The organism is Sulfitobacter sp. G21635-S1 (assembly GCF_027213915.1).
GTDB lineage: Bacteria > Pseudomonadota > Alphaproteobacteria > Rhodobacterales > Rhodobacteraceae > Sulfitobacter.
In genome coordinates this window covers 37,323-59,854 of sequence record NZ_JAPWGV010000005.1, presented here as the reverse complement: position 1 = coordinate 59,854, position 22,532 = coordinate 37,323, and the positions used below count along the sequence as shown (strand labels likewise).

At 59.0% G+C, this 22,532-nt stretch carries 20 protein-coding genes; 7 read left to right on the top strand and 13 right to left on the bottom strand.

The features are described 5' to 3' along the window. Positions 1 to 7 precede the first annotated feature (7 nt). The 5 genes from O4H53_RS07120 to O4H53_RS07100 form a co-directional block, all read right to left on the bottom strand. The gene (locus tag O4H53_RS07120) at positions 8 to 1,465 is read right to left on the bottom strand and encodes a biotin carboxylase (protein WP_114273916.1); all 1,458 of its coding nucleotides are present in this window, start codon (positions 1,463 to 1,465) and stop codon (positions 8 to 10) included. Between the two features lie 17 nt (positions 1,466 to 1,482). Continuing rightward, positions 1,483 to 4,221 carry an aminotransferase class I/II-fold pyridoxal phosphate-dependent enzyme gene (locus O4H53_RS07115; protein ID WP_269362490.1) on the bottom strand — a complete coding sequence of 913 codons (2,739 nt, stop codon included), beginning with the start codon at positions 4,219 to 4,221 and terminating at the stop codon, positions 1,483 to 1,485. Between the two features lie 76 nt (positions 4,222 to 4,297). After that, positions 4,298 to 5,410 (bottom strand): carbon-nitrogen hydrolase family protein, encoded by a 1,113-nt coding sequence (locus tag O4H53_RS07110; RefSeq protein WP_269362489.1) that lies wholly within the window; start codon positions 5,408 to 5,410, stop codon positions 4,298 to 4,300. Between the two features lie 163 nt (positions 5,411 to 5,573). Next, the gene (locus O4H53_RS07105) at positions 5,574 to 8,324 is read right to left on the bottom strand and encodes a TRAP transporter permease (RefSeq protein ID WP_269362488.1); all 2,751 of its coding nucleotides are present in this window, start codon (positions 8,322 to 8,324) and stop codon (positions 5,574 to 5,576) included. Between the two features lie 113 nt (positions 8,325 to 8,437). Continuing rightward, a complete protein-coding gene (locus tag O4H53_RS07100; protein WP_269362487.1) occupies positions 8,438 to 9,397 on the bottom strand; it encodes a TAXI family TRAP transporter solute-binding subunit in 960 nt (319 codons plus the stop codon). 408 nt (positions 9,398 to 9,805) lie between these two features. Between O4H53_RS07100 and O4H53_RS07095 the strand changes: the two genes are divergently transcribed. Then, positions 9,806 to 11,422, top strand: coding sequence for an FMN-binding glutamate synthase family protein (locus tag O4H53_RS07095; RefSeq protein WP_269362486.1), 1,617 nt, complete (start codon positions 9,806 to 9,808; stop codon positions 11,420 to 11,422). Between the two features lie 99 nt (positions 11,423 to 11,521). Here the strand turns inward: O4H53_RS07095 and gabT are convergent, their stop codons facing one another. Beyond that, the gene (gene gabT, locus O4H53_RS07090; RefSeq protein WP_114273922.1) at positions 11,522 to 12,934 is read right to left on the bottom strand and encodes a 4-aminobutyrate--2-oxoglutarate transaminase; all 1,413 of its coding nucleotides are present in this window, start codon (positions 12,932 to 12,934) and stop codon (positions 11,522 to 11,524) included. Positions 12,935 to 13,126: 192 nt separating this feature from the next. Between gabT and O4H53_RS07085 the strand changes: the two genes are divergently transcribed. Beyond that, on the top strand, positions 13,127 to 13,678 hold the full coding sequence (locus tag O4H53_RS07085; RefSeq protein WP_269362485.1) for a cupin domain-containing protein: 552 nt from the start codon (positions 13,127 to 13,129) through the stop codon (positions 13,676 to 13,678). 75 nt (positions 13,679 to 13,753) lie between these two features. Here the strand turns inward: O4H53_RS07085 and O4H53_RS07080 are convergent, their stop codons facing one another. From O4H53_RS07080 to O4H53_RS07065, 4 genes are all read right to left on the bottom strand, one after another. After that, positions 13,754 to 13,891: a hypothetical protein gene (locus tag O4H53_RS07080; protein ID WP_269362484.1), complete on the bottom strand. Its 138-nt coding sequence runs from the start codon at positions 13,889 to 13,891 to the stop codon at positions 13,754 to 13,756. 108 nt (positions 13,892 to 13,999) lie between these two features. Next, positions 14,000 to 15,718 (bottom strand): sensor histidine kinase, encoded by a 1,719-nt coding sequence (locus O4H53_RS07075; RefSeq protein ID WP_269362483.1) that lies wholly within the window; start codon positions 15,716 to 15,718, stop codon positions 14,000 to 14,002. A gap of 2 nt (positions 15,719 to 15,720) precedes the next feature. Then, the gene (locus O4H53_RS07070) at positions 15,721 to 16,278 is read right to left on the bottom strand and encodes an RNA polymerase sigma factor (protein ID WP_114273925.1); all 558 of its coding nucleotides are present in this window, start codon (positions 16,276 to 16,278) and stop codon (positions 15,721 to 15,723) included. Continuing rightward, complete coding sequence (locus O4H53_RS07065) at positions 16,271 to 16,435, bottom strand: NepR family anti-sigma factor (RefSeq protein WP_205388149.1); 165 nt, start codon at positions 16,433 to 16,435, stop codon at positions 16,271 to 16,273. Before O4H53_RS07065 ends, O4H53_RS07070 begins: the two co-directional genes overlap by 8 nt. A gap of 107 nt (positions 16,436 to 16,542) precedes the next feature. Here O4H53_RS07065 and O4H53_RS07060 point away from each other — a divergent pair, with 107 nt between their 5' ends. The 3 genes from O4H53_RS07060 to O4H53_RS07050 all read left to right on the top strand — a co-directional run bounded on the left by O4H53_RS07060 (position 16,543) and on the right by O4H53_RS07050 (position 18,167). After that, positions 16,543 to 17,352 (top strand): response regulator, encoded by an 810-nt coding sequence (locus tag O4H53_RS07060; protein ID WP_269362482.1) that lies wholly within the window; start codon positions 16,543 to 16,545, stop codon positions 17,350 to 17,352. A gap of 131 nt (positions 17,353 to 17,483) precedes the next feature. After that, entirely contained in the window at positions 17,484 to 17,798 is a 315-nt protein-coding gene (locus tag O4H53_RS07055) for a DUF883 family protein (protein WP_269362481.1), read from the top strand. Beyond that, positions 17,799 to 18,167, top strand: coding sequence for a phage holin family protein (locus O4H53_RS07050; RefSeq protein ID WP_269362480.1), 369 nt, complete (start codon positions 17,799 to 17,801; stop codon positions 18,165 to 18,167). Here the strand turns inward: O4H53_RS07050 and O4H53_RS07045 are convergent. After that, positions 18,124 to 18,498, bottom strand: a complete 375-nt coding sequence (locus tag O4H53_RS07045) for a hypothetical protein (protein WP_269362479.1) — start codon at positions 18,496 to 18,498, stop codon at positions 18,124 to 18,126. The two genes, O4H53_RS07050 and O4H53_RS07045, sit on opposite strands and share 44 nt — an antisense overlap. An 88-nt stretch (positions 18,499 to 18,586) precedes the next feature. On the opposite strand from O4H53_RS07045, the gene O4H53_RS07040 reads away from it, so the two are divergent. Beyond that, positions 18,587 to 19,315 (top strand): Crp/Fnr family transcriptional regulator, encoded by a 729-nt coding sequence (locus tag O4H53_RS07040; protein ID WP_269362478.1) that lies wholly within the window; start codon positions 18,587 to 18,589, stop codon positions 19,313 to 19,315. A gap of 28 nt (positions 19,316 to 19,343) precedes the next feature. On the opposite strand, the gene O4H53_RS07035 is transcribed toward O4H53_RS07040, so the two are convergent. Together O4H53_RS07035 and O4H53_RS07030 are read right to left on the bottom strand one after the other, a co-directional pair. Beyond that, on the bottom strand, positions 19,344 to 20,270 hold the full coding sequence (locus tag O4H53_RS07035) for a YihY/virulence factor BrkB family protein (RefSeq protein WP_269362477.1): 927 nt from the start codon (positions 20,268 to 20,270) through the stop codon (positions 19,344 to 19,346). Between the two features lie 3 nt (positions 20,271 to 20,273). Beyond that, on the bottom strand, positions 20,274 to 21,119 hold the full coding sequence (locus tag O4H53_RS07030) for a formate/nitrite transporter family protein (RefSeq protein WP_269362476.1): 846 nt from the start codon (positions 21,117 to 21,119) through the stop codon (positions 20,274 to 20,276). A 133-nt stretch (positions 21,120 to 21,252) separates the two neighbouring features. Here O4H53_RS07030 and O4H53_RS07025 point away from each other — a divergent pair, with 133 nt between their 5' ends. Then, positions 21,253 to 22,524 carry an aminotransferase class V-fold PLP-dependent enzyme gene (locus tag O4H53_RS07025; protein ID WP_269362475.1) on the top strand — a complete coding sequence of 424 codons (1,272 nt, stop codon included), beginning with the start codon at positions 21,253 to 21,255 and terminating at the stop codon, positions 22,522 to 22,524. The last annotated feature ends 8 nt before the right edge of the window (positions 22,525 to 22,532 follow it).

Genomic DNA, 22,532 nt, shown 5'->3' with positions numbered 1-22,532 from the left:
AGTTACATCAGAGGATCTTGAAAGCCGGGTCTGACAGTTCCGGACCGGCCTGGGCGGTCGGCAGGGGTTTGCCGTCCACGCCGCTTTTGATCCCGTGAATCCACTTTTTCGCGCGCTCGTTCAACTGGAAACTTTTTGTCATCGACCGGCCACGCGTCACGAGGATGCCGATATCCGCTCCTTCGTAACGATAATCGCCGGGTTGCAGGATGCGCAGGAAGAAGGCTTCGTTCTCCGATTCAACGGCACGCCGGTGATAGTCGAAGCGGTCAAAGACCACGCGCCCGTCTTCCAGCATCTTGTAGATGCCGGTTTCCGGGGACGCCGTGCAGATGTCCACACTGTCTTCGGTATGTTTGATCACCATCTGCGACCAGCCGTCGATCATCTCCGGATCGGCCCAGCGGCTGTTCAGCTCATCCACATCAAGGTCGAACTTCTTCTTGGAAAATTCAAGCAGGTGGAACAGGAACAATGGCGCATCCGCATGGGCAAAGGCAGCGTGGTTCGTCATGGAGGACGCGCCGGTGATGCGTGGATTCAACTCGCCCAGCCAAAGATCGCCGGTCTTCTTGTCGATCAGGAAATCGAGTTCGAAATAACCGCGATAGCCTTCTTTCCGCAGCTGCTCACCGAATTTGAAGGTCAGGTCCCGCGCCTTCTCCCGCACCTTGGGCGGGAACGCAGTGGCAAGGATCTCGTTGCCACACCAGCCGCCGCGATAGGGGGTCAGCTCCTTGAAACCGACCAGTTCCGTCATCAGCGGGCCGACGATCGTGCCCTCCTTGGTGGCGCAGGCCTCGATCGCCGAACCACGGCAGTCGATCCGCTTCATGATCTTGATCTCGCCCTGGCCCACGATCTCGCTCTCGTGGCGGCGGAAATCGGCTTCGGACTTGATGAAGAACGTCGTGTGCCCACTGTCGCCAAAGGCCGATTGCAGCACCAGGTCGTGGCCCAGGTTTTCCTTCTCGCAAATCTTCTTGAGGTGGTCGTAATCCTTCACCTCCGACAGGGCGTTGGGCACCGATGGCACCCCGGCCTTGTTGCCGATGCGGACGGTCTCGATCTTGTTGTCCATCGCGGTGCGCAACTTGGCTTTCGGGAACCAGACCGTCGCGCCCAGCTCCTTGGAAAGGCGTTCGGTTTCCTCGTCGAACATCAGGAAAACGAACTTGGGCTTGCCGCCACGCCGCTTGATGAAGTCGATGACTTCCTTGTGCTGCAACAGGTAGTTGTTGATGTCTTCGATGGACTGGAATTCCGCATGCGGCTGCTCAGAAGGGCAGAACACGTTCGGGTGCTTGCCGCCATAGCAGTCAATATAGCAGATGTATTTGAAATTCTTCACCCATTCGTCCAGACCCAGAAGGTTGAAGTTCGTCGCCGAGATGAAATAGACGGGGTCTTCGTTCCGGTGAAAGAACCGGCGGATTTCAGAGATATTCTTGAGAATAGTAGCCATGGTATTGGTCCTTTTCCTTAGTCCGAAGTTGCAGCAAGCCGGTTGGCGCTGACGCCATCCAATGCCTTTTGGGTAAACACACGCAGGCCAAGATCGGGCCGGTAGCCATGGATTTCGCTGACATCCAAAGCGCGCATGAAATCAAGAATTTCCTCAGAGATCACCTGTCCGGGGACAAGGATCGGGAAACCCGGTGGATAGGGGATGATGAAGCTGGCGGAGACCAGCGTCTTGCCCTCTTTCATCGCATCCTTGAGCGAGCCATCAAGCTCAAGGTAGTCGCAGTTCTCATCGTCGTAGCTGAGGTAATACGCCGTGCGGATATCCCCCTCCGGCGTGTCCTGCGCAGCGCGGAAGGCATCGTGGAAGCGGCTGAAGTCAGGCAGCGGCGGGTAATGCTCCATCAGGTTGGTGACCCGCTTGTCGAAGGACAGACGCTCCATCCGGCTGGCATCATCCAGACGCTCATCCAGGCTCTTGGCGATTTCCACCAAAACCTCGATCAGATAGGCGACAGAGGACCGCGTGGTGCCGATATTGGTCATGAACAACACGGTATTGCGCGAGGTCTTGTTGATCTGGATGCCGTATTTATCCATCAGGATCTCGGTCTTGAACGTGTCACCGTCCCAGCCCGTGCCGCCGACCGCCAGTGTCACCCGCGTGGGATCAAGGGCGAATTCGTCATTTTCCCAGCAATCCCACATATCGGTCCAGCCTTGCTGGGTGTCGAAATAGCTGGTCACGCCGCTTTCGCGGTGGGCTTCCGGGATCATGTCCCCGGCCGTCAAAATCTTGAAATATTTGGTTAACAGAGGATGCTCGGAAATGGCCCGGCGCATCGACATCGCGGCTTCGACCTGTCGTTGGACAAATTCAAAGCCTTCCAGTTCGACCTGTCGCCGGCCCACGTCCAGCGACGCGATGATCTGGTAGTTGGGCGAGGTCGAGGTATGCGTCATATAGGCTTCGTGGAAGGATTGCTCCACTTCGCCTTTGAAGTCCTGATCGTTGACGTGAATCATCGACCCTTGCCGCAACGAGGTCAGCGTCTTGTGCGTGGACTGCGTGGCATAGGCCCGCACCCGCGCATTGGGTGGCGGGATCAGACGGGTTTTCAGCAATTTCTCGACATCGGCATTTTCCAGCTTTGCCTGCTGGGCTGCATATTGCTGCGCGTGCTCGTCAGAGCGCAGCTTTTCACGCAGCACGTTGGCGGCATTCATCGCGGTCCGCTGCCGGTACGTCGGGCTGAAACGGGCAAAGGCAAACCATGCCTCGTCCCAGAGGAAGATCAGGTCAGGCTTGATCGCCAGACATTCCTCCATCACGCGTTCGACGTTATAGACCAGCCCGTCAAAGGTGCAGTTGGTCAAAAGCAGCATGCGCACCTTGTCCAGCTTGCCCGCAGCCTTCAGTTCGAGCAATTGCCGCTTGATGTCATGCAGCGGCACCGCGCCATACATCGAGTATTTGTTGAGCGGATAGCTATCCAGATAGCAGACCTGCGCGCCCGCCAGCACCATGCCGTAATGGTGCGACTTGTGGCAGTCGCGGTCGACCAGGACGATATCACCGGGCTTGATCAGCGCCTGCACAACGATCTTGTTGCAGGTCGATGTGCCGTTGGTGGCAAAGAAGGTCTGTTTCGACCCGAATGCCCGCGCGGCAAGTTCCTGTGCTTCCTTGATGGGTCCATGCGGCTCCAACAGGCTGTCCAGCCCGCCCGAGGTCGCAGAGGTTTCCGCCAGGAAGATGTTCGGCCCGTAAAACGCCCCCATGTCCTGGATCCAGTGCGACCGGGAAATGGACTTTCCCCGGCTGATCGGCATGGCGTGAAAAACGCCGGTGGGTTGCTTGGAGTATTCAACCAACGCCGTGAAGAAGGGGGATTTGTTCCGCGACTGCACACCCCGCAGGATGTTCAGGTGCAGCTCCATGAAGTCTTCCTGATTGTAGAAGACCCGGCGGCAGATTCCCAGATCCAGGCCTGCGATGTCTTCGACCGAACGTTCGGTGACCAGATAGGCATCCAGTTCCGGGCGCACCTTGGCGATCATCCGGCACAATTCGGGGCCATAGACCTCGGGCGACAGCGCGCTGATTTCCTTGCGCCCGCCGGCACGGGCCAGGTAGCGCGTCAGGATCTGCAGATCCATCGAGGATTTCAGCGTCAGACCGGGCCGCACGACAATCGCCTGAATGTTGTGGTTGAACATCACCGCGATCAGCGCGTCCTCGATGCTTGGCACGACAACCGCTTCATAGATGAAAGGGTCCTCGCTGCGCCGCATGCGGGCCATGTTCGCCTTGAGCCAGCGTTCCTGATGTTCGTTCACGTTGTCGACGATCAGAACCTCGAAATATGGCTTGGCCAGCGCGCGCGCCTCTGGCGGCAGCATGGCCTCGTCGTCATGTTCGTCCTGGTCGATGCTGTCGCGTTCCAGCGGGATGTGCCGCCGCCTGTAGGCCCCTGTGGTCAGCGCCCGGGTCACCCGGTTGATCGCAAATGCGACATCTTCGAATTTTTCATGTTCGAGCTGCCTGCGCATATGCTCGAAGGCGGCCATGCCCGGAAAGGCCCAATAAGGTTCGACCATCGCCAGCGAGGCAAACAGCTCCCTGGCGGACTTGGTCAGCCTGTTCTTTTCGGCAGGTTTGGGATCGCGCGTGAGGGCGGAAGTCGCCTCTCTCAATGCGCTCCACCGATCAGAGCGCATTTGGATCGCCGAGGAATAATCGTTCAAGGAATGCATTGTGTTCTCCGTTGTAGCGGGGTCACCAACGACATTCCGCCCCGGCGCTTCTGCGCCAGGGCAAACGTATGGCGGATTACCCGCTGGATGTTTCTTCGGTCCCGGTCAGAATGCCAGGTTTGACAGGTGGGTTTGGTACCCCCCCGGCGGCCGCCGCGGGGATTTGTGATTCAGCCGCGGGAACTGCGGTTCCGGCGGTAGGGTTCGGCATCGGTTCGGGCGCGAAACCGCCCGGGGTGTGCGAAAAGGCAGACATTGAATCCTGCCCCTTGAAGCTCGGAGCCTCCGGCACCCGCTGGGCCGGTACATCCACATGCAATCCCGCCCGTGTGCCCTGATGCGGGATCTCAAGCGGGCCAAGCGTATGCAGAAAGGCATCTGTCCCGCTGGCACGGTCATAGACCGGGAAATCGGTGGATCGGTCGCGGAACGACTTCAGCACCTGGCCCAGCCCCTTCATCCCCGTCTCGCGCTGACGGCGCACCATGGACAGGTCGACCTCGATCGGGAACATGTCTTCCTGCCCCGCCGACTGGTGCAGCACCATTGAGGTCGGATCGACAACGCAGGATTTGCCGACGCCGCCCGCGCCCAGGCCATTCACGTCGAAAATGTAGCACTGGAACTGCGCCGCGGTCGCCCGCGCGATGGCCAGTTCGGCATCGCGGTCCGTCGTGCCGGTGAGCACCGGGTGCAACAGCACTTCGACGCCCTGGCTGGTCAGCTGGCGCGTGGTTTCCGGGAACCACATGTCATAGCAGATCGACAGGCCGAAACGGCCCACCTCAGGCACATCGAACACACAGAATTCGGTGCCTGCGGCGATGCCGGTTTCATAGGGCCTGAACGGGAACATCTTGGCGTAACGGCGGATGACTTCGCCTTCCGGGTTGATCACCACGGACGTGTTGTAGACGCGGCCATCTTCCGGGTTCTTGAGGAACATGGAACCCGGTATCAGCCAGACCCGGTGCTTTTTCGCAGCTTCCTGAAACTTGCCGATGGTTTCGTTTTCGGGCGGCAGGGCAAAGCGGTCCAACGGACCAAAGGGCGCCAGTTCAGAGAACAGCACCATCTGGGTCCAGGGGAACCGTGCCATCAGGATATCGAGCCGCTGGATCATGCCGTCGACGTTCGATTGCAGCGCATTGACGTACATCTGTACGCCGGCAATTGCGAATGGGGTCATAACTTGTCACTCCGTGAAAGGCGGTGCGAGGGCTGGGAGAGGCCCTTGAAAGCACCGGATTGCACGTCCCTTACGCCCATCAAAGCGGAAGGGGAACAGGTGATGTGACCCCTGCCTGATACGCCCTGCTCAGGCCGATATGACTGCTGTGCCAGGATGACAGTCAGGCCGTCTGAGGTCCGCGCACGGGGCGGCCGTTGCGGCCCCGTTGCAGGAAGACCACCAGCGCCAGCAGCAACAGCGCCGGGATGAACATGATGTACTTCGTCGGCTGCGAAACCGGCTTGAGCACGCGCAGCACCTCCTGGTCCCAATCCAGACCGGCATTTTGCGCTGCGCTGTCGAAACCAACATCGTCGATGATCATCTTGTCGCCATCCTCGCGGAACAGCAGACCTGCGGCCTCCAGCTTTTCCTCACCTGTCGCGCCTTCCCCGATGGGCAGGATCGCCACGAATTCGATGGGATCGCCCAGATCGTTGACCCCGGCGACACGCAGGCGCAGATCGTTGCCCGGCAGCGTGTCGGCCGCAGCCTGTGTGATCTCGGTGGGTGCGACCTCATCATAGGGTGGCGATACCATGTCCATCCAGAACCCCGGGCGGAACAGCGTAAAGGCAACCAGCAGCAGCGCGATGGTCTCGTAGAAACGGTTCTTCGCCAGGAACCACCCCTGCGTTGCCGCCGCGAACAGCAGCATCGCAACCGTGGCCACGACAAAGACGAATATGCCCTGCCCCCATCCGACATTGATCAACAGCAGTTCGGTGTTGAAGATGAACAGGAAGGGCAGCGCCGCCGTGCGCAGCGAATAGAAGAAAGCGACCACGCCGGTCTTGATCGGATCGCCGCCCGACACCGCAGCAGCGGCAAAGGAGGCAAGGCCGACCGGCGGCGTCACATCCGCCATGATCCCGAAGTAGAAGACAAACAGGTGCACGGCGATCAGCGGAACGATCAGCCCGTTCTGCTGACCCAGGGTCACGATCACCGGCGCCAGCAGCGCGGACACCACGATATAGTTCGCAGTGGTCGGCAGCCCCATCCCGAGGATCAGCGAAAGCACCGCGGTCAGCGCCAGGATGGCAAGGATATTGCCGCCCGAAAGCACTTCGACCACATCGGCCAGGGCAGAGCCCACGCCGGTCTGGCTGACTGCGCCCACGATGATACCGGCGGTCGCCGTGGCGATGCCGATGCCGATCATGTTACGCGCGCCCGTCACCAGACCGTCGATCAGGTCCAGGAACCCGTCCTTGATATCTGACGCCAGTTTGCTCTCGCCCCGGAAGATCGCCATCAGCGGACGTTGGGTCAGCAGGATGAAGATCATGTAGGCCGAGGCCCAGAAGGCCGAGAGACCCGGCGACAACCGATCCACCATCAGCGCCCAGACCAGCACGACAACCGGCAGGATGAAATGCAGGCCGGAGCGCGCGGTCGGCCCGGGCATCGGCAGGGCTGTCACCTCGTCGTTCGGATCGTCCAGCTTCAGCGGCTCTTCCTTGCTCGCCACATAGAGCAGCGCAACATAGACGATCGTGAGGAAGGCAAAGATGATGTAGGAAGCCGTTTCCGGGAAGGCCGGGCGGACCCAGCCCATGCCGTAGTAGACCACGAAAGACAGGACACAGATCGCCGCGATGGCAAAGGCCATGCCGATCAGGCGCTGTACGATGGGCTTGGGCGTATAGGCACGGGGCAGACCCTGCATGCCGGCTTTCAGCGCCTCAAGATGCACGATGTAGACCAGGGCGATGTAGGAAATCACCGCCGGCAGGAAGGCGTGTTTGACCACATCGAAATAGGGGATGCCCACGTATTCGACCATCAGGAAGGCCGCAGCCCCCATCACCGGCGGCATGATCTGACCATTGACCGAGGAGGCAACTTCGACCGCGCCCGCCTTTTCAGAGCTGAACCCGACCTTCTTCATCAGGGGGATGGTGAATGTGCCGGTCGTCACCACGTTGGCAATGGACGACCCGGAGATCAGACCCGTCATGGCAGAGGCGACAACAGCGGCCTTGGCCGGTCCGCCCTTCATGTGGCCCATCAGGCTGAAGGCAACCTGGATGAAGTAATTGCCCGCGCCGGCACGGTCCAGCAGGGAGCCGAACAGCACGAACAGGAACACGAATGAGGTGGAAACACCCAGCGCGATGCCAAATACACCTTCGGTGGTGATCCATTGGTGGTTCACGATCTCGGACAGGCTGTTGCCCTTGTGCGCGATGATCGACGGCATGTTCGGGCCAAGCACGGTATAAAGCAGGAAAACCGACGCCACGATCATCAGGGCCGGCCCCAATGCGCGGCGTGTCGCTTCCAGCAGGATCAGGATGCCGATGACGGCAACCACATAATCCTGCGTGATCGGCGCGCCGACCCGGTTGGCGATTTCACGGTAGAACAGGAAGAGATACAAGGCAGCAAGCGCGCCGATGATGGCCAGCGCCCATTCCCAGATCGGGACCCGATCCTTGGGAGAGCCGAGTATGACCGTCGCGGCAACCCCGATTGCCGGGAGCGGGATCCACCAGGTCGCGATACCCTGCTTGGCCGCAACCATGAACAGCGCCGCCAGCGCCAGCGGTACGATGATGCCCAGTGCAACCTGGAACTTGGTCCGCGCTGCGGGGAACGCCATGATCCCCAGAAAGACGGCAAAGCCCAGATGGATCGAGCGGGCAAGCGTGTCGTTGAACAGGCCGAATGGCGATGCGATGTAAAGCTGGAACAATGACCATGCCAGGGCGACCAGCATCAGCAAGGTGCCGATGGGTCCGCCAACAGACCTGCCACCCGTGTCGGAGGATGCGACAAGTTCGTCCAGTTCTGCCTGGCTCAATCCACCACGGCCATCGGCGGCGGCTTCAACCGCGGCGGCCTGCTGCTGATCATTGTTGGTCATTATAGATCGTCCCTGTCTGAGCCCCGCATTTGCGCAGGTGCTTGTTATATGCCCCTTCGGGCGCTCCGGCGGCGATCAGGACCGCCACCGGAAAAAGCATGGAACAGGTTGGCTTATTCGATCCAGCCACGCTCCTTGTAGTACTTCGCGGCGCCGTCATGCAGCGGCGCGGACAGACCGCCCGTGATCATTTCCTCTTCGGTCAGGTTCTCGAAGGCGGGGTGCAGACGCTTGAACCGGTCAAAGTTGTCAAAGACCGCCTTGACCACCTGATAAACAACATCTTCGTCCACATCGGCGGAGGTCACGAATGTCGCCTTCACACCAAAGGTGTTCACGTCATTGTCGGTGCCCTTGTACATGCCGCCCGGCACGGTGGCGGCTGCATAGTAGGGATTCTCCGCGATCAGCTTGTCGATCTCGGGGCCTTCGACGGGTACAAGGCTGGCATCAATGGTTGAAACCGCTTCCTGGATCGAACCGTTGGGGTGGCCAACGGTATAGATGATCGCGTCAACCTTGTTGTCGCCCAGCGCGGCGGCCTGTTCTGCCGGCTTCAGCTCGGAGGCCAGCGCGAAATCGTCCAGCGTCCAGCCTTTCGCATCCATCACGACTTCCATCGTGGCACGCTGACCGGAACCGGGGTTGCCGATGTTGACCCGCTTGCCCTTGAGATCGTCAAAGGAGGTGATGCCGCTGTCGTTGCGGGCGATCACGTTGAACGGTTCACCATGTACGGAGAACACCGCGCGCAGCTTGTCGAACTTGTCCCCTTCGAACTGCGAGGACCCGTTGTAGGCATGGAACTGCCAGTCGGACTGGGCCACACCCATGTCCATGTCACCCGCCTTGATGGCGTTGATGTTGGCGATGGAACCGCCGGTCGAGGGCGCGGTGCATTTCAGATTGTGATCGGCAGTGCCGCGGTTCACCAGACGGCAGATCGACTGACCGACGACAAAGTAGACACCGGTCTGACCGCCGGTCCCGATGGTGATGAACTTCTCTTGTGCGGTGGCCGCAGTACCGACCGCAACGGCCCCGGCAAGTGCGAGTATCTTGAACATATTCATATAAGTAACTCCCTTTTTATTGTTTCGACGCCCGCCTGATTTCGGCGGACACCGTACCGTCTCGGCAATCCGTAACTGCCCAGAGCAATTTTCGGGCGCATGCGCATTGCCATGCTCCGATCCATGCCGCGGAAAGTCTAAGGCACGGATTAGCGGAATCTCATTCCACGTTAGGCACGTTTGAAATTAGGTTCAAGCAGGCATTACGAAACCGCAGTTATTGCACCTAACTACCTGTATGAATTAACTTATAGATCCTGGCTCACCCAGGGCGACGGTCAGAACCCGGGCGATTTGTCTAGTATATTAAACGCGCAACTGTGTTTCCCCAGACTAGACCTTGCACGAAATCCCAAACCGGTGAAACTGGCATGGCCCCGGATTAGTACATGCAGGACGCAGATATTCATGCCAGATTTTTCCGACTACACCCGCTTTGCCTCCCTGGTCGCGGTCGCGATCCTTTCCTTCGTCAGCCTGGTGTTGAGCGCAAGCTGGTCGGGCTGGTTCCTGTTGCCATTCCTCGTCTTTGCCGGGCTGAGCCTTCTGGGCATTTACGATCTCTTTCAGACCAAACATTCAATCCTGCGCAATTACCCGATCCTGGGGCACATGCGCTTTATCTTCGAAGGCATTCGGCCCGAAATTCGCCAGTACCTGATCGAATCCGACCAGGATGAAGAACCCTTCAGCCGGGATGACAGGTCATTGGTCTATCAGCGCGCCAAGGGACAGGAAGATGCCCGGCCCTTCGGCACCCGCCAGCGGGTCTACGATGCCGGTTATTCATGGATCACCCATTCCATCCAACCGGTTCACATCGAGGATTTCGATTTCCGGATCACCATCGGCGGCCGCGCCTGCAAGCAGCATTATTCCGCCTCGATCTACAACATTTCCGCCATGAGCTTCGGATCGCTCTCTGCCAATGCAATCGAGGCGCTCAACACGGGTGCGAAACTGGGCAATTTCGCCCATGACACCGGCGAAGGCTCGGTCAGCCGGTATCACAAGGCAGGGGGCGGTGATCTAATCTACCAACTTGCATCGGGCTATTTCGGCAGCCGCGCAGCTGATGGATCATTTGACCCCGAAAAATTCCGCCAGACCGCGTCGCTCGACCAGGTCAAGATGATCGAACTCAAGCTCAGCCAGGGGGCGAAACCCGGCCACGGCGGCATGTTGCCGTCTTCCAAGATCACGCCGGAGATCGCGGAGGCGCGGGGCGTGCCGATGGGCAGCGATTGTGTCTCTCCTGCCGCCCATTCCGCGTTTCACACCCCGATCGAGATGATGCAGTTCCTGCAGCAGCTGCGGGATCTGTCTGGCGGCAAACCAGTCGGCTTCAAACTCTGCATCGGGCACCGGCGGGAATTCATGTGCATGGTCAAGGCGATGCTGGAAACAGGGATCGTACCCGATTTCATCGTCGTCGACGGGGCCGAAGGCGGCACCGGTGCCGCGCCCGTCGAATTCTCCAACCACGTCGGCATGCCGATGATCGAAGGTCTGACATTCGTCCATAACACCCTGCGAGGCGCAGGTTTGCGCGATCAGGTCAGGGTCGGCGCGGCAGGCAAGGTTGTATCCGCCTTTGACATCGCCCGCGCGCTGGCGCTGGGGGCGGACTGGTGCAATGCCGCGCGCGGTTTCATGTTCGCCATCGGCTGCATCCAGGCGCAGGCCTGCCATACCAATCATTGCCCTGTCGGTGTCGCGACCCAGGACAAGACCCGGATGCGCGCGCTCAACGTCACGCACAAGAGCGAACGCGTCGCCCGGTTTCACCGCAATACCATGGAGGCGCTGGCAGAAATGACCGGTGCCGCCGGCCTGAGCCATCCCAGTGCGTTCCTGCCCCGTCACCTGATGCTGCGACAGGGCGACAAGAGCATGGTCGAAGGCAACGAGGTCTATGCCTATCTTCCCGAAGGCTATCTGCTGGATGACAACGCGGAGGATTATCACGGGGACAAGACCCGCTGGGCCCGCGCAAGGGCCGACAGTTTCGCGCCCATTGACTAGCAGGTTCAGAATTTCCGGACCGATTTGTCCGAAAAATTCGACACCAAACGCAAAACGCGCGCGGCGAACCGCGCGCGTTTCAGTCCAGGACCGTTAAGTTCAGGCTTCTTCGGCAAGCGCCGCCTGAACAGCCGCTTCAAAGATCGACAGACCTTCCTCGACGACCGCATCAGATGCCGTCAGCGGCACCATCACACGCACCGCGTTACCGTGCATGCCACAGCTCAGCAGCAGCAGACCACGCTTGAGGGCATGGGCAATGACCCGCTTGGTAAAATCCGCATCCGGTTTTGCACTGTCAAAATCGGTAACGAACTCGACGGCAATCATCGCGCCAAGACCACGGATGTCCCAGAAACGGTAGGGGGCAGAACGCGCGCCGATTTCGGCAAACCGGGCTTTCAGGGTTTCACCCATCGCCGTGGAACGTGCCAGCAGACCTTCGTCCTCGATCGCTTCGATTGCCGCCAGCGCCGCAGCGCAGGCGACGGGGTTGCCCCCGTATGTGCCACCCAGGCCGCCCGGCTCCATGGCGTCCATCACATCGGCACGGCCGATCACACCCGCCAGCGGATAGCCGCCCGCCATGGATTTCGCCACAGTGATCAGGTCCGGCACAACGCCGGAATGCTCGATTGCAAACCATGTGCCAGTCCGGCCAAAGCCCGCCTGCACCTCGTCCGCGATCAGCAGGATACCGTGCTGGTCGCAGATTTCGCGCAGCTGATGCATCATCTCGAAAGGTACGGGCGTATAGCCACCCTCGCCCAGCACGGGCTCGATGATGATCGCTGCCACGCGGGACGGCTCTGCATCGGTCAGGAACAGGTTCTTCAGCCCGGTGATCGCATCCTCGACGGTGATCCCGTCACGGACAGAGGGGAAAGGCGCGCGGAAGACATCCGCCGGGAAGGGGCCGACGCCCTTCTTGTAGGGGCTGACCTTGCCGGTCATGCCCAGCGTCAGCAGGGTGCGGCCGTGGTAGCCGCCGGTAAAGGCGATGACGCCGGGACGGCCGGTAGCCGCACGCGCGATCTTGACCGCGTTTTCGACGGCTTCCGCGCCGGTGGTGACCAGCAGGGTCTTCTTGGGCGCATCGCCGGGGGCGAGAGCGTTCAGCTTTTCAGCCAGTTCGATGTAGGGACCATAAGGCACAACCTGAAAGGAGGTATGCGTGTAATGATCTTCCTGTGCCTTGGCCGCCGCAATCACCTTGGGGTGACGGTGGCCGGTGTTCAGCACGCCAATGCCGCCCACGAAGTCGATGTAGCGGTTGCCCTCCACATCCCACAGTTCGGCATTTTCAGCGTATTGGGCATAGATCGGTGCGGCAGAGGCAACGCCGCGTGCAACAGCGGCATTGCGCCGTGCAATCAACTGGGCGTTGGTGACATCTGCGCCTGCAACAGCGGCGGAAACGATGTTCTTCACGACGGCCTGCGCGGATGCAGCAGACTTCGTGGTTTTTTTCTGGGCAACCTTGCGGCGCGGTTTCTTGGCGGTATCGGACATTGAAAAGGTATCCTTTCGATTGAAAACGCGCAGAGCCGCGTTTAAAAATTGCTATCCTTCCGTTTAATATAATTGTCAATCACAGATTTGCGTATTAAGGGATTGCCAACGGTATCTGGGCCGGATTTTGCTTGTGGCAGACATCGTTTTCGGTGCTTGCAGAACATGTGAAACAGCATAAGGGACGCTGACTTGGACATCGGCCATAAACTGAAAACCATCCGCAAACAGCGCGGTTTGTCACAACGGGAGCTGGCCGCGCGCGCCGGCCTGACGAACGGTACGATCTCCCTGATCGAGATGAACAGAACCAGCCCGTCTGTGGCATCGCTGAAAAGCCTGCTGGACGCTATCCCGATCAGCATGGCCGAGTTTTTCTCGACACTGGAAAACAACGATCAGCCCAAGTTCTTCTATGCGGCGGACGAGTTCACCGAAGTTGCCCCGGCATCGCCGGGCCAGGTCTCTCTGCGCCAGTTGGGAAACATCGAGAACCACAGCCTGCAGGTCCTGCATGAAACCTACCCGCCCGGCGCGGATACCGGGCCGGAATCGCTTTCTCATCAAGGCGAAGAGGCAGGAATTGTGGTCAAAGGGTCAATCGAGGTGACTGTGGATGGCAACGTCGCTGTTCTGAACGTCGGCGATGGCTATATTTTCGAAAGCCACCTGCCGCACAGGTTCCGGAATATCGGCACCGAGGTCTGCGAAGTGGTCAGCGCCTGCACCCCGCCAAGCTTCTGATAATAAACGCGAAGGGCGGCGCGGCGTCTTGCTGCGCCACCCTCCTTCCTTCGATTGGTGGTCTCTCGATCGCCTCTATCCTTGCGATTTCTCGTCGGGATCCTGCTTTGATCCGAATGACCGGATGGTTGAACCACCCGAGGTCATTGCAACGATAACGATTGCCGCGAGGGTTAGTACGGCCAAGCCACCAAGGAACAGATCGGCATCCATCTCATGTCCTTTCAGCAGCTTCTGTCACGGAACAAACGGAGCGACGGCACAATTGGTTCCATGTCGCTCTGCAACTGCCGTCGTCCGGCCCACGCCGGGCTCACGAGTTTAGTAGTCATATATCTGTTTGGCGGTTTTCGGGACGTGGAAGGTGACGTTCAAAGTGTAGGTACTGTCGGTTTGTTCAACTTCGACCTGACCGTTCAACTGCCGGGCAAAGGCATCTATCAAGCGTGACCCAAGGCCGGTGCCCGTTACGCTGGGCACCCTACCCAGTGAATTTGTGACGGTCAGCCTTGCCTCTTCGGGACCGATCAGCCGCAGGTTCGCCTCAAGACGGGCGTCATGCGAAGACTGCGGCAGGTACTTCAATGCATTTGTAATGGCCTCTGACGTGAGCAGCGTCAGCGGTGCGGCATCATCGGCATCAATGCTGATCCGTTCGAAATCCTGGGTGATCTTCACATGGCCGCCCGGCCCCAGGCCGACTTTCAGCAGTTGCCCCATGACCTCTTCCAGCAGCACCTTGGCATCGACCCGGACCAGATTGTCATCCTGGTACAGGTTCTTGTGTACCGTCGCGAGGCTCAGAATACGTTCCTGAAGCCGTCTCAGCACGAAACGCGCATCCTCGGTCTTGGCCTGCCGGATCTGCATGTTCATGATCGAAGAGATAAGCTGCAGGTTGTTCTTGACCCTGTGATGCACTTCTTTCAGCAGAATGTTCTTTTCCCGCAGGCTGTCTTCCAGCGTCGCCTCGTCGCGCAGAATGGATTCCGCCATCGCCACAAACGCCGTTTCCATCTCTGCCAGTTCGGTGGGAATTGAGGGAGACAACGTGTCACGCGGCAGCGTCCTGCTTAACGCGAAACGTCTCATCTGGCGGCCGAGTTTGCGGATATGCCGGATCGCCAGCCGGTTCAGCGCCCAGAAAGCAACGATCAGGCTCGCAGCCCACATCGCGACAGGCAGCAGCGTGCTGAGCCGCGTTGACAGATCCATCTGCAAGAATGGCGTGTTTTCCGGCCAGACAGACAGCGCATAGACGGTGTCAGGTACAATCGGCAGGACAGCATAGGCGCGGTTCACGGCCTTGGCGTTCTCGGCAAAGAAAACCTTGGTGTCGGTTCCGGCAAAGACCGACAAAGAGATGTTCTCCGGCATTTCAACGCCGGAAACATCCATGCCCCGTTCCGAGGTCAGTATGTCGCCCTTGGCGTTGAAGGTAACCATGGCCAGCGGCGTGAGGGACAGTTCAGGTTCTTCCTCGGACGCGATGACATCCGCCGGGATGGAAATTGCCATGAATCCGATCAGTTCTTCATCCTCGTACACCGGCACCTGAACCACCGTTACAGATTTGCGGGACACTGCCCCGGAATCCACGGTGGTCGCGGCCCGGATCGGGTTCGCCATGGCTGATTTGAACCAGGCCCTTTCCGAAAGGTCATAGGTGCCACCTGAGGACGAACACTCCATTTGCCCATCCACCTGAACAAAGCCCACAACCTCATAGTTGCGGGTGGCATTCCGGTATTCGCGAAACAATTCGCTGCATTCCACAGGGTCATCACGGTACAGCCTGACCAATGCGCTCAGGGCATCCACGGCACCGAATGCTTCCTGCAGGACGCGCCGCTCGGCGGATGAGGCCTGTTCCGTCACCGCCAGCAGCGACAGTTCCGCGCTTGTCTGGTTCTGTCTGGAAATTTCCCAGGTCTGGACGATTGCGATCAACCCGATAGGCATCAGGGCGAGCGACAGGAAGAACAGGACCCTGACCGCCAGCCCTTTCAGGAGGCTTCCGGAAAAGAACCCGGAAGTCATCGTCAGAAACTGGCGACCTTGGAGGCAGAGATAACGGACATCGTTGCATCGTCCGTCATTTCAAGCGACTCGTTTTCGCCATGCTCCATCAACTCTGCCAGCTGTGCCCTTGCACGGTTGACCCTGCTTTTGATTGTCCCGACGGCAACGCCGCACATCTGGGCCGCTTCCTCGTAAGAGAAACCGGAGGCACCGATCAGCAGCAAGGCTTCGCGCTGTTCGACTTTCAGCTTGCCCAGCGCCTTGCGGAAATCGTTCATCTGCATGTGACCATCGTGTGCGGGTTTCTCTGCCAGGCTTTCGGTGAACACGCCGTCGACATCTGCGACTTCGCGTTTGGATTTCCTGCGAGACGAATAATAGGTGTTCCTGAGGATGGTAAAGAGCCACGCACGCATGTTCGTTCCCGGCTCGAACTTCTCGATATTCGTCCAGGCCTTCACCAGGGTGTCCTGCACCATGTCGTCGGCCAGTGACCCGTTCCGTGTCAAACTGATTGCAAATGCGCGCATGGCAGGCAGATGCTCCACCAGCTCGTCGCGGGGACTCTTGTCAGTCATTTTCGGAACCGCGCTGGGATTCCTGCTGCTTCAACTTACTCAGCAAGTCCTTGAATCGATCCGGGATTCCTTCTTCCAGCGTCTCGTTGAAAACCTTCTTCAAATTTTCATCAATAACGCTTTCGCGATCCTCATTCTTCGCAGATTTCACAAACATACCTCTGGTTCTTCAACCTTAATCATAGATATTTTATACCCACACTGGAACTTAACCAGCGCGCGCGGCGTTTGGTTCCAAGAATTATTAAATAAAGGACTGCCGAAATGAGTGATGCCAATGAGCCACGCAACATCAGTGATGAATTGGGAGAAAACATTCCATACCTGCGCAGATTTTCCCGCGCGATGACCGGCAGCCAGCAGAGCGGTGACATGTTCGCCGCAGCAGCACTGGAAGCGATTCTGGCGGATCGGTCCGTTCTTGACGGCACCGATGTCAGAACGGGTCTGTTCAAGGTATTGTATGGCATCTGGGCCAGCGCGGGCGCGCCGATCGAAGAAGGCGAAAGCGGTGCACGTGCCAAGGCGCAAGTCCGGCTTGCGACGCTCACCAACAATTCGCGCGAGGCATTGCTGCTTCACACCATCGAGGGTTTCTCCTTTTCTGCGATTGCCCAGATCATCGGCGTCGAGCAGGCAGAGGCCGAAGAACTTGTCGAGATCGCGCGCCGTGAAATGGCGGACAGCGCGACAGGGTCGGTGATGATCATCGAGGATGAGGCAATCATCGCGATGGACATCGAAAGCATCGTGGCCGAGATGGGTCACCGGATCACCGGCGTGGCCCGCACCCGGAACGAGGCAGTTGCACTGGGCCGTCAGGATCCGCCCGATCTGATCCTGGCCGACATTCAGCTGGCGGACAATTCATCCGGCATCGACGCGGTGAACGACATTCTGACAGAGATGGGCACCCGCCCGGTGATCTTTATCACCGCCTTCCCCGAAAGGCTGCTGACCGGCGACAAGCCGGAACCGGCCTTCCTGATTTCCAAGCCCTACACGGTGGAGCAGGTTGTTTCATCCGTATCGCAGGCGATGTTCTTCTCCTCGACAGAGACGCTCAACGCCTGACCGTTTCGACAACCGAAAAATGAACAAAGCCCTGCAGCCTTCTGCGGGGCTTTTCCTTTGCACGGAACATTTGGCCGCGCGCGACGTTAACTCCCAGACAAATGATCACAAAATCAAACAGGAGTAATGATATGTCGAACGTTACCAAAGCAATCCACAACAAGGCCGGTGACGTCACGGTCGAGGACCTCTCCAAACAGTTGCAGGTGTTGAAAGACGACATTGCATCACTGACCTCCACGATCGGAGCATACAGTCAGAACAAGGCCGCCGAAGTCCGCGACACCGCGCAATTGAAAGCGTCTGAACTGGGTGGTGCGGCGCAGGCGCGGGCCAGGGAAACCCAGAAGCAGGCAGAAGATTTCATTCGCACCCAGCCTGCGACCGCAATCGGCATCGCCGCCGGCGCGGGGTTTCTGATCGGCCTGCTGACGGCACGCCGCTGAATGTTGGATCACCTCGCACAAAAAGCACAGGTGAAAGCCACCCAGGCCGCACAGACCGCTGTGCTTGGTCTGGGTGCTTCCTTGCTGCTTGTCGTTGGCCTTGGTTTTCTGACGGCCGCTTTCTGGATTTATCTGGCAACCGTATCGACCGCCCTGACCGCCGCGACGGTCATCGGCGGGATCTATTTCGGGGCGGGCCTGATCGTGATCGCCATGATTTCAGCCAGGAACCGATCCGCCCGGCGGGAACTGGAAAGGCTGGAACTGGCAAGACAACACAAGAGCGGTGATCTGCAGGGCACCCTGTATCAGATCATTTTGGCGTTCATGTCAGGGATGCAAGCTGGTCAGAAAGGCCGTCGCGGATAGCGGCGATCAGTCCATGCGTGCTGAAGGGTTTGGACAGGTACACGGCGTCGCAACGTCTTGGGAAATCCGGAGGCATTTCATCCGCGAGGATCACCAGACGACCGACCGGTGCCATCCTGGAAAGCCATTCCAGTTCCGCCTCCGATTCCTCGGCCGAAACCGCAAAGGCAACGCAGGTCTGCTGCAGCCGGTCAGAATACACCGCCAACCCCTGTTCGAGGCTTTCCAGAGTGTCGCATTCCACAACAGGCTTGCCCTCAAATTCGCCGACCAGCGCTTCGCAGATGTCGACGCGAACAAAGGGGTCGCGCTCGTAAACAAGGTAAAACATGGCAGTCTGACTTCCGGCCTAAAAACCACGACATACAGCAGAGCATCCTACACTGCATTAAACTATGACATAACGAGGTAGTGATCGAATGGCGACCAAATGCAAGAATTGTCCGCTCAGGCAAAAGGACCTTTTTATCGCTCTTTCCTCGGACGAAGTCGATTTCATGCAGAAATTCAAAGCCGGTGAACTGACCATCGACCCCGGCACGCCGATTCTGATGGAAGGATCGAACGCACCCCAGCTGTTCACGGTTTTGTCAGGCATGGGTATCCGCGACAAAATGCTGGAAAACGGAGAGCGTCAGGTGGTGAGCTTCGTTTTTCCCGGAGAATTCCTTGGCCTACAGGCCGGCCTGATGGGAAAGATGGGGCATTCCGTCGAAGCGCGGACGCGCATGCGGCTCTGTGTCTTCGACCGCTCTGAATTCTGGAACTTTTTCCGGTCCCACCCCAGCCGCGCCTTTGACATCACCTGGCTTGCAGCAATCGAGGAACATTTCCTGGGTGAAACAGTCGCGACGCTGGGCCAGCGCACTGCCACGCAATCCCTGGCCTGGGCGCTGATCAAGGTCTACCAGCGCGGTCTGGCGCTGGGCATGGTCGAAAACAATCAGATGGCGCTGCCCTATACCCAGCGTGATCTTGCCGATGCGCTGGGTCTTTCCCTTGTTCACACCAACAAGACGCTCGCCAAGCTGAGAGAGGCGCAGTTGGTTTCCTGGAGCAACGGGTCACTGCACATCATGCAACCTGAAGAATTGGCCAGGCTTGGAATGACATCCTTTCACGCACTCCGGCCCAGACCGCTCATGTAATTTGACATCCCGGTGGTTAGGCCCTGATCTACTCGGAGACTTCCACGATTTCATCTGCCACGACCGCGCCACGCTGCCCCATGGGTCTGGATGGGCCGACGGTTGAATCCTCCCAGGTCCGCAGTTCGATCTGGGCATTCAGTGAGGCCCCGAACAACACCAGAAAGCTAGAGATCCACAGCCAGATCAGCATCGCGATTACCGCGCCGATGGACCCGTAAACCTGATTGTAATTGCCAAAATTCGCCACGTAATAGGAAAAGCCGAAAGACAGGATCGCCCAGGCGACAACCGCAAGAACGGCACCGGCAGACAGCCAGGGCAACCGCGCCGCCTTCCGGTTCGGGCCGAACCGATAAAGCACGCCGACACCGGCGAACAGAACGGCAATTGCGATCACCCAGCGGATCAGTTCGACCACCAATGTCCCGAAGGGACCCAAGGGAAAGAACGCCAACACAACCGGCGTCACGACAAGCGCCAGCATCGCGACGATTGCAACCACAACCAGCATGACCGTCAGCATGAGCGCACGCAAATAATGCCAGGCCGTGTTCCGGTTTCGTTGTTTATAGACGTTGTTGAGTCCGACCATCATCGCGCCGACACCTGCCCGTGCTGACCATAGGGCAAAGAACAGTGACAAAAGCCCCGCCCAGCCCAGCGTTTCGCTGCTGGCGGTGATCAGCGACGTGACCTGACCATTTATGATCTCATAGACATCGTTGGGCAGGAAACTGCGCATGTCCTCAAGCTGCGGCAGGACAACTGCCGGGTCCGAGATGAGCCCCAGAATGGCGATGACAGCAGCAAGAGCCGGAAACAACGATAACATTGCAAAGAAGGCGACGCCGGCAGAGACAAGGGAAAGGTCGTTTTCCGCGACATGGCTCAGGCTCGCCTTGAATGCCTCCCAATACAATCGGGGGCTTCTCGGCAGTTTGAGCGTTCCCATAAGCTATCCTTCCTCAACATCGTCGCGCACCTGCCCCCATGCGACGAGGGTGAAGATAATCGTCCCACCGATGATGTTACCAGCAAGAACCGGCACGAAAAACCCGAAGATTGCCTGCATGCCGGCAAGCTCGCCACGCAACAGCAACACGGCCATTTCGACGGACCCGGCAACAATATGCGTGAAATCACCCGCAGCGATCAGCCATGTGAACGTCAGTATCAGGAAAAACGCCGCTTCGTCCGCCTGCGGCAGCATCCAGACGATAAGGGCGACAATCACCCCTGCGGGAATGGCGCGCCAGAAACTTTCCGATGCGGGCATCCCGGTGGCATGTTCCGACAGCGCCAGGATGGCCGCCATCGTCTCGCCCGGAATGGCCGGAGTAAAGACGAAGAGCGACGCCGCCGCAAAGGCTCCGATGACATTCGCGGTCAGCACGATCGTCCACAGCCGCGCCATGCAGAGCAGCGAATGCACGGACCTTTGATGCATGATCGGCAGAACTGTCGTGATGGTATTTTCCGTGAACAATTGCATTCGGCCCATGATCACGGCCAGAAAGCCCAGCGAATAGCCCAGATTCTCCAGCAGTGGCCGCCAGGACGCATCAGGCAGATGCGCCCTGAATATCGCCTCGCCCAGCACCGAGAGGCTGATCAGCATGCCCGCGGCGATGCCTGACCAGATCAGGGATCTCTTGGTGCGGGCCAGTTCCTCTTCACCATCCCGCCGGATGACCTCATAGATCATCCGCGGCGACAATGCCGCCGCTTCGTGGACCGATTTCTCTTCCGCCGCGTCTTCGAATTCTTTTTCACTGGGGTGATGCCGTATCAGTGGCGCCATGGCGATCATCCTTTAAACCGATTTCTGTGGGAACTAGTGCAGTTCTTCGATGCGGACAGCGCCTTTGCGCAATTAGCCTTCTTGCACCTGCCGCGTGGAGCTTTCAAAACAATGCTCAGCAAAGGAAGAATCCATGAAACCTCACTCCGACCGTCTTAGCGATGAAATCCGTGCAAGATTTGCACATGTCGATACCTGCCCGTTCTCGGGGCCGCGCATCTTCTTCGAGAACGCGGGCGGCGCGCTTACCCTGAAATCCGTGGTGGAGACTTCTGCAAAGTTCGCTGCGATCCCGGACAATCAGGGCCGGGACAACCCGGCCTCTGCCGCACTGGTAAAGGTTATCGCCGACGCCAAGGCGGACATGGCCCTGTTCTTCAACGCAGACTCGGGCCGCTTCTTTGTCGGTGAATCGGGGACCGAACTGCTGTTCAGGCTGATACGGACCGCGATCATGGGGCCTGCAAACCGCGGCGCGGTGATCGGATCAACGGTCGAGCATCCCGCGTCCCGCAGCGCGGCACAGCATTGGGCGCAGCAAGCGGGTGTTGAATACCTCAGTGTGCCGCATGACGACGCGACCGGCCAGGTCACGGCCTCCGCCTATCGCGATGTCATGCGCGAAGATGTCACTGTGGCGACCATCCTGCACACCTCGCCTGTCACAGGTATTGCCAACGATGTGGCCGCCATCGCCAGGGCGATCCGCGCCGAGGCACCGGATGCCTTCATCATCGTGGACGGCATCCAGCACGCCAGCCACGGGCAGGTCGACATCGCCGCCTATGACATCGACGGCTATGTCGTCTCGCCTTACAAGATGTTCTCCCGGCACGGCTATGGCGTGGCCTGGGCCTCCGACAGGCTGACCGCGCTCAAGATCGAGACGCTTGCGGGCGGACCTCAGGGCAACTGGGAAATGGGCACCCGCGACACCGGAGCCTACGCCACGTTCTCAGATGTCGTGCGCTATCTGGATTGGCTGGGTGGCGAGGTATCGGACAAGACCGACACCCGCAGCCGGATCATCGCTGCCGGTGCCAGCATCCATGCCCATGAAAAGGCGCTGACGGATGCCCTGCTCTATGGCTTGGGCAACCTGCCCGGACTTACCTCGCTGCCGGGTGTCACGATACTGGGCGGGGCCGAAAATGAAGATCGCGAGGGACTTGTCTGCTTTGCGCTTGACCGGCTTCCCGCCGACCGGATCGTGGCGAATTTGAACGACAACGGAATCCGCACCCACATCCGCCGCGCCGATCACTATTCGGGGAATGTCCTGACCCCGCTTGGCCTTGACGCTGCGGTGCGTGTCTCGCTTTGTCACTACAACACCCTCGCGGAAGTCCGGGCGCTGTTGCTGGCCATGCAAGAGATGACCTTGCCAATCGTCTCAGACCAGTGAACGATGCT